This is a genomic window from Streptomyces sp. 63XJN7_1_ISO-PGPR-S23-121, assembly GCF_056173025.1.
Genome location: NZ_CM149653.1, coordinates 1,833,144 through 1,845,714, shown reverse-complemented (window position 1 = coordinate 1,845,714; position 12,571 = coordinate 1,833,144). Strand labels below are relative to the sequence as shown.

At 71.0% G+C, this 12,571-nt stretch carries 9 protein-coding genes; 1 reads left to right on the top strand and 8 read right to left on the bottom strand.

Features of this window, described 5'->3' with window-relative positions; translation table 11 throughout:
- Positions 1–8 precede the first annotated feature (8 nt).
- From AC0VYN_RS08445 to AC0VYN_RS08435, 3 genes are all read right to left on the bottom strand, one after another.
- Positions 9–1,601, bottom strand: a complete 1,593-nt coding sequence (locus tag AC0VYN_RS08445) for a solute symporter family protein (protein WP_475535418.1) — start codon at positions 1,599–1,601, stop codon at positions 9–11.
- Positions 1,598–2,161: a DUF485 domain-containing protein gene (locus tag AC0VYN_RS08440; protein WP_475535417.1), complete on the bottom strand. Its 564-nt coding sequence runs from the start codon at positions 2,159–2,161 to the stop codon at positions 1,598–1,600. Before AC0VYN_RS08440 ends, AC0VYN_RS08445 begins: the two co-directional genes overlap by 4 nt.
- A 226-nt stretch (positions 2,162–2,387) precedes the next feature.
- A complete protein-coding gene (locus AC0VYN_RS08435; RefSeq protein WP_475535416.1) occupies positions 2,388–4,511 on the bottom strand; it encodes a DNA gyrase/topoisomerase IV subunit B in 2,124 nt (707 codons plus the stop codon).
- A 444-nt stretch (positions 4,512–4,955) separates the two neighbouring features.
- Between AC0VYN_RS08435 and AC0VYN_RS08430 the strand changes: the two genes are divergently transcribed.
- Positions 4,956–5,186 (top strand): DUF7455 domain-containing protein, encoded by a 231-nt coding sequence (locus AC0VYN_RS08430; RefSeq protein ID WP_475535415.1) that lies wholly within the window; start codon positions 4,956–4,958, stop codon positions 5,184–5,186.
- 101 nt (positions 5,187–5,287) lie between these two features.
- On the opposite strand, the gene AC0VYN_RS08425 is transcribed toward AC0VYN_RS08430, so the two are convergent.
- The 5 genes from AC0VYN_RS08425 to AC0VYN_RS08405 form a co-directional block, all read right to left on the bottom strand.
- The gene (locus AC0VYN_RS08425; RefSeq protein WP_475535414.1) at positions 5,288–6,175 is read right to left on the bottom strand and encodes a S1 family peptidase; all 888 of its coding nucleotides are present in this window, start codon (positions 6,173–6,175) and stop codon (positions 5,288–5,290) included.
- Between the two features lie 152 nt (positions 6,176–6,327).
- Positions 6,328–7,860, bottom strand: coding sequence for an RNA polymerase sigma factor (locus AC0VYN_RS08420; RefSeq protein WP_385473270.1), 1,533 nt, complete (start codon positions 7,858–7,860; stop codon positions 6,328–6,330).
- A gap of 491 nt (positions 7,861–8,351) precedes the next feature.
- Entirely contained in the window at positions 8,352–9,239 is an 888-nt protein-coding gene (locus AC0VYN_RS08415) for a FadR/GntR family transcriptional regulator (protein ID WP_475535413.1), read from the bottom strand.
- 162 nt (positions 9,240–9,401) lie between these two features.
- Positions 9,402–11,657: an ABC transporter ATP-binding protein gene (locus AC0VYN_RS08410; RefSeq protein WP_475535412.1), complete on the bottom strand. Its 2,256-nt coding sequence runs from the start codon at positions 11,655–11,657 to the stop codon at positions 9,402–9,404.
- Positions 11,658–11,777: 120 nt separating this feature from the next.
- Entirely contained in the window at positions 11,778–12,536 is a 759-nt protein-coding gene (locus AC0VYN_RS08405) for an NUDIX hydrolase (RefSeq protein ID WP_475535411.1), read from the bottom strand.
- Positions 12,537–12,571: the final 35 nt, after the last annotated feature.

Sequence of the window (12,571 nt, the reverse complement as noted above, 5' to 3'; positions counted from 1 at the left end):
ACTCCGGACTAGACGGCACCCGCCCCCGTCAGCGACCGCACCTCCGTCTCGGCGTGCCTGGCCTCGTCGGCCCTCTCCGTGGAAGTGACCGTGCCGAGCCAGCCGGCGACGAAGCCCAGCGGGATCGAGACCAGGCCGGGGTTCTGCAACGGGAAGTACTGGAAGTCGGCGCCCGGGAACAGCGACTGCGGGCTGCCCGACACCACCGGCGACAGCAGCACGAGCACCACGGCCGGGACAAGTCCGCCGTAGACCGCACACACCGCACCGCGTGTGGTGAAGCGGCGCCAGAACAGCGAGAAGAGCAGCACCGGCAGGTTGGCCGACGCGGCGACGGCGAAGGCGAGCCCCACCAGGAAGGCGACGTTGAGGTCGCGGGCGAGCAGGCCGAGGGCGATCGCGACGGCGCCGATCCCGACGGCGGCGACGCGCGCCACGGTGACCTCGCTGCGCGGCTCGGCGTCACGGCGGCGCAGGGACGCGTACAGGTCGTGGGCCACGGACGCCGAGGAGGCCAGCGTGATGCCCGCGACCACAGCGAGGATGGTGGCGAACGCGACGGCGGCCACGACCGCGAACAGGACCGTGCCACCGGTGGAGCCGGCGCCGCCGCCGAGGTCGAGCGCCAGCAAGGGCACCGCCGTGTTGCCCGCCCCGTTCGACGCCCGTACGGCGTCCGGTCCGACGACGGCGGCGGCACCGAAACCGAGGACGATCGTCATCAGGTAGAAACCCCCGATGAGGCCGATCGACCAGACCACCGAGCGCCGCGCCGCGCGGGCGGTGGGCACGGTGTAGAAGCGGGACAGGATGTGCGGCAGCCCGGCCGTGCCCAGGACCAGGGCGAGTCCGAGGCTGATGAAGTCGAAGCGGGACGTCCAGTCCCCGCCGTACGCCAGTCCCGGCGCCAGGAACGCGTCGCCGTGCCCACTGCGCTCGGCCGCCGTGCGCAGCAGCCGGTCCACGTCGCCGTGGAAGCGGACCAGGACGAGCGCGGTCAGCGCGACGGTGCCGCCGAGCAGCAGCACCGCCTTCACGATCTGGATCCAGGTGGTGGCCCGCATCCCGCCCAGCGACACGTAGATCACCATCAGCGCGCCGACGCCGATGACGGTCCAGGTCCGCGCCGCGTCACCCGTGCCGCCGAGCAGCAGCGCGACCAGGCTGCCCGCGCCCACCATCTGCGCCACCAGGTACAGCACGGACACGGTGACCGAGGAGGTGCCCGCCGCGATCCGCACCGGCCGTTCCCTCATGCGGGCGGCCACGACGTCCGCGAGGGTGAACCTGCCGCAGTTGCGCACGAGTTCGGCGACCAGGAACAGCACGACGAGCCAGGCGACCAGGAAGCCGACCGAGTACAGCATGCCGTCGTAGCCGTAGAGCGCGATGAGGCCGGAGATGCCCAGGAACGATGCGGCGGACATGTAGTCGCCCGCGATGGCGAAGCCGTTTTCCATCGGCGAGAAGAGACGGCCCCCCGCGTAGAACTCCTCCGCCGATCCCTGCCGGTGACGGCTCACCCACGTCGTGATGCCCAGGGTGACGGCGACGAACGTGCTGAACAGCAACAGGGCCGGTGTCTGGTGGTCGCCCGTCATGAGGCACCGCCCCGGACGCCACGGGTCAGTTCCTGGGTGTCCCAGCGCAGTTCGAGCGCGGCGCGGTCCCTGCGCAGCCGGGCGTGCCGGGCGTACGCCCAGGTGAGTACGAACGTCGTGAGGAACTGACCGAGTCCCGCCAGCATCGCCACGTTCACCGCACCGGCCACCGGACGGGCCATCAGGCCGGGCGCCGTGGTGGCGGTCACCACATAGGCGACGTACCAGGCGAAGAAGGCGGCGACGGCCGGGACCACGAACCTCCGGTACCGGCTGCGGACTTCCTGGAAGGCCGCACTGCGCTGCACCTCCAGGTAGACCTCGGCCGCGCCCGGAGGAGTCCGCCCCGTCGCTCCCCCGCGGGCCGGGGGCACCGCCGCCGCGGGAGCCTCCGCGCCCGCCGACTCGCCCCAACCGGAGGCGAGGGCGTCGTACCAGGGGTCGTCGTACCTCGGGTCCGCGGACGCCTCGGCGAGGGCCTGGTCCCGGCCGTCGCGGTGGTCGACCGCGACGTCGGGACCGGCCCCGGCACCGCGCGGGCGATCGTTGCTTGACTCCATGCCCAAGGATGGACAGAACGGGAAGATCCCCGACTTCTCTTCCCCCTGTACTTCACCCCATCAGGTGACTCACCCCACCGGTGGCCGCACCGGCCCCTCCCTCTACGCGCAACGCACCGCCCGGGCGCGGTCCTTGATCCCCGCCCTCCACCGGGACAGCACGCGGCCCGGCTCCGGGCCCTGCCCGGAGAGGGACAGGGCCCGGAGCCGGGCCGGGGAGCTGCGGCTAGGCGTCGATGCGCGACCGGTCCAGCGTCGCCGCCGAGTTGGAGATGAACTCCTTGCGGGGAGCGACGTCGTTGCCCATCAGCAGGTCGAAGACCTGCTCGGCGGACTCCAGATCGGTGAGGTTGATCCGGCGCAGCGTGCGGCGGCGCGGGTCCATGGTGGTCTCGGCCAGCTGGTCGGCGTCCATCTCGCCGAGGCCCTTGTAACGCTGGATGGAGTCCTTGTACCGGATGCCCTTGGTCTGGAACTCCATGAGCTTGTCGCGCAGCTCGCGGTCCGAGTACGTGTAGACGTACTTGTCCTGGCCCTTCTTCGGCTGGGTGAGCTCGATGCGGTGCAGGGGCGGCACCGCGGCGAACACCCGGCCGGCCTCGACCATGGGCCGCATGTAGCGGTGGAACAGCGTCAGGAGCAGCGTCCGGATGTGGGAGCCGTCCACATCGGCGTCGGTCATCATGATGATCTTGCCGTAGCGGGCCGTGTCGATGTCGAAGGTACGGCCCGACCCGGCTCCTATGACCTGGATGATCGCGCCGCACTCGGCGTTCTTCAGCATGTCCGACACGGACGACTTCTGGACGTTGAGGATCTTGCCGCGGATCGGCAGCAGCGCCTGGAACTCGGAGTTCCGGGCGAGCTTCGCCGTACCCAGCGCGGAGTCGCCCTCGACGATGAACAACTCGCTGCGGTCGACGTCGTCGCTGCGGCAGTCGGCGAGCTTCGCGGGCAGCGAGGAGGACTCCAGGGCCGTCTTGCGGCGCTGGGCGTCCTTGTGCTGCCGGGCCGCGATGCGGGTGCGGGCCGCGGCGACGGCCTTCTCCATGACCACGCGGGCCTGCTGGGCGGCGTCGCGCTTGGTGGAGGTCAGGAACGCCTTGAGTTCCTTGCTGATCACGTTGTTCACGATGCGCCGGGCCGCCGAGGTGCCGAGGACCTCCTTGGTCTGCCCCTCGAACTGCGGCTCGGCGAGACGGACCGTGACGACCGCCGTCAGTCCCTCGAGGGCGTCGTCCTTGACGATGTCGTCCTCGGCGACGCGCAGGAGCTTCTTGGCCCGCAGCACCTCGTTCATCGTCTTGGCGACCGCCTGCTCGAAGCCGGCGACGTGGGTGCCGCCCTTGGGCGTGGCGATGATGTTGACGAACGACCTGAGCGTGGTGTCGTACCCGGTGCCCCAGCGCATGGCGACGTCGACGCCCAGGTCGCGGGTGACCTCGGTGGGCGTCATCTGCCCGTACTCATCGAGGACGGGGACGGTCTCCTTGAAGCTGCCCTGCCCGCTGAAGCGGAGGACGTCGCAGACGGGCCGGTCCGTGGCCAGGAACTCGCAGAACTCGCTGATGCCGCCGTCGAAGCGGAAGGATTCCTCGCCCTTGCTGCCGCCGTCGCCGAGGCCGAACTCGTCACGGACCACGATGGTGAGTCCGGGCACCAGGAAGGCGGTCTGGCGGGCGCGCTGGTGCAGCGTGTCGAGGGAGAGCTTGGCGTCCTTGAGGAAGATCTGCCGGTCGGCCCAGTAGCGCACGCGCGTGCCGGTGCGGCTCTTGGGGATCTTCCTGGCCTTGCGCAGCCCGCTCCCGGCCTCGAACCTGCCGTCCGGGCCCGCACCGGCGAACGCGCCCGGGACTCCGCGCCGGAAGCTGATGGCGTGCGTGTTCCCGCTGCGGTCCACCTCGATGTCGAGACGGGCGGACAGGGCGTTCACCACGGAGGCGCCGACGCCGTGCAGGCCGCCCGAGGCGGCGTACGAGCCACCGCCGAACTTGCCTCCGGCGTGCAGCTTGGTCATGACGACCTCGACGCCGGACAGGCCGGTCTTGGGCTCGACGTCGACCGGGATGCCCCGGCCGTTGTCCCGGACCTCCACCGACGCGTCGTCGTGGAGGATCACCTCGATGTGGTCGCAGTAACCCCCGAGGGCCTCGTCGACGGAGTTGTCGATGATCTCCCAGAGGCAGTGCATCAGTCCACGGCTGTCGGTCGACCCGATGTACATGCCCGGACGCTTGCGTACGGCCTCGAGCCCCTCGAGGACGAGCAGGTGCCGCGCGGTGTAGTTGGATCCGTCCCGGTCTGCTCCTGCCAGCAGCGCAGTGGACGGCACGGACGTCTCGGCGGTCACGCGGTTCGCTCCTCGCTGAATTTCAGATGGGGCCCCGCTGGGTAACGGCGCGGCTCGGTTCACCGGTCAGAGGGTACCGATGCCTGGTAGAGCCGGTGTAACGCCACCCTCGCGGAAATCCCACCCTAGACCACGGTCGTATACTTGTTCGATCCCTCGATGGAGTGAAGTACACATCACGTTCCCTTCGAGGCATGAACCATTTAGGCTCCGGGCACGTCCTCATGAACAAACCGGCAACCCAGCCGGCGGGACCGACCCACTGACCGACCGCGCGAACCCGTACGACACAGAGACACGCAATACGGCACATTCGCCGCCAACCGGCAACAGCCGGCCACTCGGAAGAAATTTTTTCGAGGAAAAGCCACGAGCGGGAACGTTTTGGGGCTGGTTGGATGTTGACCCTGGTACGACAGCTCGTCGAGCTAGAGAAGAGGCGACGTGACTACTGTTCTGACTTCCGCGAGCCCGTTGACGGCCGCTGATCGCTGCGACCGCTGCGGCGCCCAGGCATACCTGCGCGTCGTCCTGCTGAGCGGCGGAGAACTGCTCTTCTGCGCCCACCACGGTCGCAAGTTCGAGCCGGAACTCAAGAAGATCGCCGCTGAGATACAGGACGAGACGGAGCGGCTCACGACCGTTCCCGCGTCTTCCTCCGAGGAAGACCGCTGACACACTGCGCGCCCCGACGACGAGCGAACCGGCAGAGGCCGGATGACGGGCGGCTGCCTCCGACACGGAGGTAGCCGCCCGTGCTCGTGTCCGGAAACTCCTCAGGACGCGTCAGACGCCCTGGCACTGCCGCTGGGCTCGGTCCGGGCCCTGTCCCAGCCCAACGTCCGCAGAGCGGCGGAGATCCGCGTGTACACCCCGGGGCTGCCGGGTCGCCCGCACCCGTTCCCCCAGGACACGAGCCCGATGAGTCTCCCCCCGGCGACCAGCGGCCCCCCGCTGTCGCCCTGGCATGCGTCGCGACCGCCGGCCTCCATCCCGGCACACAGCATGGTGTCGGACCGGTACCTGCCGTCACCACCCCCCGGATAGGCCCTCTGACACAGGGTGTCGGGCAGAACGCGCACGCGTGACGCCCGCAGACCGTTGGCGTAGTCCCCGGCGCCCGTGGCGTCCCCCCACCCGTAGACCAGCGCTGCCGTCCCCGGTGCGTACGCGGGGTCCCCGTCGGCCGCCATGGCCAGGGCCGAGCCGGCGGGCAGGGCCCGGGAGAGGGTGAGCACGGCGAAGTCGCCGACGTTGCTGGCGTCGTCGTGGGCCGGATTCACCCAGACGTCCCGTACGGGGATCTCCTCCCCGTCGTCCGAGAGCAGGTCCGTGCGGCCCGCGACGACCTTCAGGTCACGCACCTGTTCCGGCGGGGATCCCAGGACCTCCTCACCCATGCAGTGGGCCGCCGTGAGCACGGTGGTCGGTCCGACGGCGACTCCGCCGCAGAACTGTCCCGACCGCGTACCTCCGAACCGGTCACGGCTGGAGAGCGCCACGGTCCACGGACTGTCGGACACGTCGACCGGGAACCCCCCGACGACGATGCCGCCGGTGGAGACCGAGGCGGGTGCCGAAGTCGCGGAGGCCAGTGGTATCGCTGTCGCCGCGGCCGCCAGGACGAGCGGCCGGGCCAGTGCCCGGGCAAAGAGGCGACGCATGCAGACTCCTCACGGAGGGGTGGACAGTGGACACCCAGGGTGATTCACCCCGTCGCCCCTCGCACCCGCTGGTCAGCACGAAGGCCCGGTCCCCCATCGGGGAACCGGGCCTTCGTTCTCCACGCCCGCCTCGGCGGGCCGTACGACCGCTCCTAGTCGAGGTAGTCGCGCAGCACCTGCGAACGCGACGGGTGACGCAGCTTCGACATGGTCTTCGACTCGATCTGGCGGATGCGCTCGCGCGTGACGCCGTAGACCTTGCCGATCTCGTCGAGGGTCTTCGGCTGACCATCGGTGAGACCGAACCGCATGGAGACGACACCCGCCTCGCGCTCGGACAGGGTGTCCAGAACCGAGTGCAGCTGCTCCTGGAGGAGCGTGAAGCTGACGGCGTCGGCCGGGACGACGGCCTCGGAGTCCTCGATCAGGTCACCGAACTCGCTGTCGCCGTCCTCGCCCAGCGGGGTGTGCAGGGAGATGGGCTCGCGGCCGTACTTCTGGACCTCGATGACCTTCTCCGGGGTCATGTCGAGTTCCTTGGCCAGCTCCTCCGGGGTGGGCTCGCGGCCCAGGTCCTGGAGCATCTGGCGCTGGACGCGCGCGAGCTTGTTGATGACCTCGACCATGTGCACCGGGATACGGATGGTACGGGCCTGGTCGGCCATCGCGCGGGTGATCGCCTGACGGATCCACCAGGTGGCATACGTGGAGAACTTGTAGCCCTTGGTGTAGTCGAACTTCTCGACCGCGCGGATCAGACCGAGGTTGCCCTCCTGGATCAGGTCCAGGAAGAGCATGCCGCGGCCGGTGTAGCGCTTGGCCAGGGAGACCACCAGGCGGAGGTTGGCCTCCAGGAGGTGGTTCTTGGCGCGGCGGCCGTCCTCGGCGATGATCTCCAGCTCACGCTTGAGCTTGGGTGCGAGCTTGTCGGAGTTCGCCAGCTTGTCCTCGGCGAACAGACCGGCCTCGATGCGCTTGGCGAGCTCGACCTCCTGCTCGGCGTTGAGCAGGGGGACCTTGCCGATCTGCTTGAGGTAGTCCTTGACCGGGTCGGCGGTGGCGCCGGCCGCCGCGACCTGCTGGGCCGGGGCGTCGTCCTCGTCCTCGTCGGACAGCACGAAGCCCGCGTTCTCGGTGCCCTCGGGCTCCTCGGTCGCGCCCTTCGGCTCCTCGATCGCCTCGTCCTCGAGAAGCTCGCCGTCGTCCTTCTTGGCGGTGGTCTTCTTGGCCGCCGTCTTCTTGGCGGTCGTCTTCTTCGTCGCCGCCTTCTTGGCGGTGGTCTTCTTGGCAGCCGCCTTCTTGGCCGGCGCCTCCTCCTCGACCGCGGAGTCGGTGGCGGGCGCCGCCGGGGCGGTGGGGGCGGTGGCCTTCCTGCTGGTCACCGTCTTCGCCGCGACCGTCTTGGTGGCGGTGCGCTTGGCGGGACTCTTCGCTGCGACGCTCTTTCGGGTGCGCTTGGGCTCTGCGGCACTGACCATCAGCGTCACACCCTCTTCCTCGAGGATCTGGTTGAGGCTGCGCAGTACGTTCTTCCACTGAGTGGCCGGAATCTGGTCAGCTTCGAAGGCCCGACGCACGTCATCGCCGGCGATCTGCCCCTCAGCCTTTCCCCGCTCGATGAGCGCCATGACAGAGACGGATTCGGCGATCTCCGGCGGGAGCGTACGGGATGTGCTGGCCGACACGAACAACCTCTCGGAACGTTGGAAAACGGCTTCCGGCACCGTCCAGGGCGGACAGGAGCCGACCACCGGCTTGGGGATGGGCCGACGGCGCGGGCGGGCGCCGGGGAGATGCACAGCGCCGTGAACGGCGTCCGTATTCCCTCCGCGGCTGTCACCTCTTAGGTCATCGTGTTGTTCCCGCGAGCGTTACGCCCAATCCGCGTGGCCCGAGTCACACCCCGTAAGCGCTCAAAACCTGCCATCTGTAAACAAGAAGGGGCAGCCGAACGTCCGATTCGACCACACGGGGAGCCTCAAGCGGTTCATCACACCGTCGGAACACCGCGGGAGCGCCATCAAACACCGCGGGGCCACGGCCGGAACACCGCCGGGACACCATCGGACCTCGCGGGATCCCGGAGATCCCGCGAGGTCCGCGGCGGCGGGCCGGCCGGCCACTGCCGGAGGAGGGTGCCGGAGCGGCCGGCGCGCGCCGTGTCGGTGGAGCGCGGTCAGTGCTCGCGCGGGGCGGGCACCACACGGTCCACCTCGGGGTGGACGGCCAGGAGCTGCCGCATGGCCGACTCGGCCGCGGCGCCGTCCCCGGCAGCCAGGGCGTCGACGATCCGGCCGTGCTGCGCCAGCGAGGCGTCGCTCGGCCGGTCACAACCCGTGACCGGTCCGCCGGAGACGTGGAGCGCGGCGGAGACGATCCCCGAGAGGTGGCCCAGCATGCGATTGCCGGCGACCTGGATGAGCAGGGTGTGGAACTCGGCATCGGCGCGGGCGAAGGTGAGCGCGTCGCCCTGCCCCATGGCGTGGCCCATGATCCCGACCATGTCGCCCAGCCGCTGCTGGACGTCCTCGCGCCCGTGCCCGGCGGCCAGGCGGGCCGCGAGCGGCTCCATCGTCCAGCGCAGCTCGCTGAGCTCGCGGCGCTGGTCGTCGCGCTGCGGGCCGAAGGCGCGCCATTCGATGATGTCGGGGTCGAGCAGGTTCCAGTCGCTGACGGGACGCACCCGCGTACCGACGTTCGGGCGGGCACTGACCAGGCCCTTGGCCTCCAGGACGCGGAGGGACTCACGGACGACGGTGCGGGAAACCTCGAAACGCTGGCCGATCTCCTCGGGCACCAGGGGGCGGTCGGCACCCAGATCACCCGAAACGATCATCTGTCCGAGCTGCTGGACGAGTTGCCCGTGCAGTCCGCGCCCCCGGCTGCCCGCGGTACGCCGGCCCACCCGTCCCAGCTCGGGCTCCACGCCTTCCCAGGCGGGCACCCCGACCCGGTCGGCGGCAGGCGCCTCGGCGTACGGGTAGCGGTCGATTCCGCCCTGGTTCGCCAGGCCGGAGTCGGCGGAACGGGCGGCGGTCATCATGGTGTGCGCAAGGGTAGTCACGCATCCTTTGTCGGCGGCGTTCCCAACTCCCTTGAGGTCTTTGGTGAAAAGCACACGAAAGGGTGATCGCTCACCCCGTCGCAATTGACGCCTTATCGGAAAGAAATGGGCTTTCCCCGGGGAGTTGCGCACACGGTCGAACGGGAAGGGAACGAGCACCCTTCATCGGGTCCTGCCGCGCAGGGACGTGAGCAGGTAGGCGCAGAGCAGAGCGGTCAGCGACAACGCCATGGCGCTGCCCACGGGTTGGGCGACCACGCGCAGGATCTCGCCGAGGTAGCGCTGTCCGCCGAAGGGCCACTGCGTCAGGAGCACCTCCCGCAGCCTCATCGGAAGGCCGACGGCGGTCCGTACGGACGGGCCCTGCCAGGCCCTCTGTACGAGGGGCACGACGAGGACCGGAACGGCGACCACCGCGGCGAGCCCGGCCGTCGTGGACCGGAAGACCCCCGCGGCCAGCACACCGGACCAGGCGCAGCCGACGCAGAGCCCGAGCCAACCGGCGCTCAGGGCGGGCCAGTCGGCGGGGACGCGGGAGAACTCGCGGCCGTAGAACAGGTGCAGCACCTCGGCGTCGCAGCCCGCCGTGAGAACGGCCAGCACGATCGCGGTGGCGGCGGAGACGACGAGTTTGGCGGTCAGCAGCCCGAGCCGGCGGGGCACGGTGCCCCGGTCGGCCGCCAGGGCGGGGTGACGGAACTCGTCACCGAAGGACAGCGCGCCGAGCAGTCCCGCGCCGAGCGCGGCGGGCGGCAGCGGCAGCTCCCGCGGCCAGGCGGCCAGCAGGCGCGGCTGCGGGGTGTGCCCGATGCGGGCGAGGAGCACGGCGGTGACCGCGGACACGAGCAGGACGGCCGCCCCGACGAGGAACCCGGTGCCGACGCCGGTCGCACGGCGCAGTTCGTACCTGAGCGGCCGCAGGGGGCTCGGGGCGGAGCGGACGGAGATGGGGGGCGGGAGCGGGGACAGGGCTCGGCCGGAAGCCGCTGCGACGGGGGTGAGCGCGGCGCGCGCACGCGGTGTCCCCCGGGAGGCTGGAGCGGTGGGAGGGGACGCGGGGCGGGAGTCGTCCGACGCCGGGTTCGGGGAGTCCTCTCCGGCGTCGGGTCCGGCTCCCCCTTCGGTTTGGGTGGCGCCCCCCGGCGCGGACGCTCCGGAGGCCGAAGCGGCCGCGCGGCCTCCCGGGGACGACACCTTGTGCGGCACCGGCTGCCCGGGCTCGTCGGCGGTGGCGGCGGATCTGGGCCGGTCGGACCACGGAGCACCGGCGGGGCCGGGAATCCGGTAGGGACCGGCCGGTCCCGCCGCGTCGGCACGCCCATGCCGTGGCCCGTCGGACGACGGACCGGCGGCGGGGGTCGAGGGGACGGCGCCGGTGGCTGGGGGATCCTCGGCGGTGGCCCCGTGGGTGGCCGACGGATCGGCACCCGTGGCCGAAGCGCCCGTGCCGGCCGGTTGGCGAGCGGCCGGGGCCGCACTGCCTCCGGCGGACCGGTGCAAGTGGACCGGACGTGACCGTTCGGCAGGCGCCGTACCGGCTCCCGGCCCCATGTCCCCCACCTCGTCGGCCAGTTGGTGGACGAGGATGCCGTGACGGAAGGCGGCCTCGCCGATGTCGGCGCACGTACTGCCGTACACGGCGAGGCGGTTGCCGCTCTCCTGCACGACCTCGACCGAACGACGTCCTATGCGCGCCTCCTTGGCCAGGAGGGCGGCGAGACGGGCCGCGTGCGGGCTGCGCACGACGACGCGGGGGCGGAGCCGGGTACGGGAGAAGTCCGCGGCCGCCTGGTCGGCGACGACTCTGCCCTGCTCCAGCGTGACGACGTGGTCGGCGTCGCGCGCCGCCTCCTTGGGGTCGGAAGTGCTGAACAGGACGGTGCCACCCTGCGCCGCGTGGGCGCGCAGGGCGCCGTGCAGCCAGCGGGCCTCACGGGCGGAGAGCGCGCCGGCCGGATCGTCAAGCACCAGGGTGTGCGGATCGGCCAGCAGCGCACAGGCCAGGCCGAGGCGCCGGTCCATACCGCGCGCCAGGGTGCCCAGGCGCTCGTCGCGCAGATTCACGAGGCCCACCGACTCCAGGACCTCGTCACCACGCCGGACGGGAACACCGGCAGCCGCGCAGAGCATCCGCAGATGGCCGCGGACGGTACGGGCCGGGTGTCCGGGTACATCGCCCAGCAGCACACCGACCTCGCGCGAGGGGTGGGCGATGCGGTGCAGGGGGCGGCCTCTGAAGTAGGTGATGCCACGGCCGCGTTGCAGTTCGAGCATGAGTCTGAGCACCGTCGCCCCACCCGCGCCCGGGGCTCCGAGCAGTGCGGTGACGCGGCCCGCGCCGGCCTCGAAGGAGACGTCGTCGACGGCGGGCGGATGCTCCTTGCGGGGGATGCTGGTCAATCCGAAGGCCTGGATCACCCGCAGCAAGATAGCGTGTAAAACCTTATATTTCGGGCATCATGCGGCTTTCTGGGTGTAAATGGATCGATTGTGCCGGTCCGTCGCTCGCCTTCGCACCGGGGCCCGGCCGGCTCGGCGTCACACCTCGGGGCGCAGCATCGGGGGGTTGAGGAGTGTCGCGCCGCCGGCTCGGAAGAGCTGGGCCGGGCGGCCGCCCTGGCGGGTGGTCGTCCCGCCGGTGGGGACGAGGAAGCCGGGCGTGCCCGTCACCTTGCGGTGGAAGTTGCGCGGGTCGAGGGACACGCTCCACACCGCCTCGTAGACGCGCCGCAATTCGCCGACGGTGAACTCGGGCGGACAGAACGCGGTGGCCAGCGACGAGTACTCGATCTTGGAACGCGCCCGTTCCACCCCGTCCGCCAGGATCTGGGCGTGGTCGAAGGCGAGTGGTGCCAGCGGCTCACCGTCGCTGCCGTAACCGCCCTGTTCCAGCAGTTCCTCGACCGGTGCCCAGCGCGCGTTGCTGGCGTCGCCGCCCGCCCGGGGCGCGGGCAGGTCGGGGGCGAGCGCGAGATGCGCGACACTGACCACGCGCATCCGGGGGTCGCGCTTCGGGTCGCCGTACGTCGCGAGCTGCTCCAGATGGGCACCGTTGTCCTGGGCGGGCGCGGCGGGGTCGTGGACGCGCAGCCCCGTCTCCTCGGCCAGCTCCCTCGCCGCCGCCTGCGCCAGGTCCTCGTCGGCCCGCACGAAACCGCCCGGCAGGGCCCAGCACCCCTGGAACGGCGACTCGCCCCGGCGCACCGCCAGCGCGCACAGGGAGTGGCGGCGCACGGTCAGCACGACCAGGTCCACGGTGACGGCGAAGGGCGGAAAGGCTGACGGGTCGTAGGGCATGCGGCGATCATAGTCGTCTGCCTGACGATAAACAC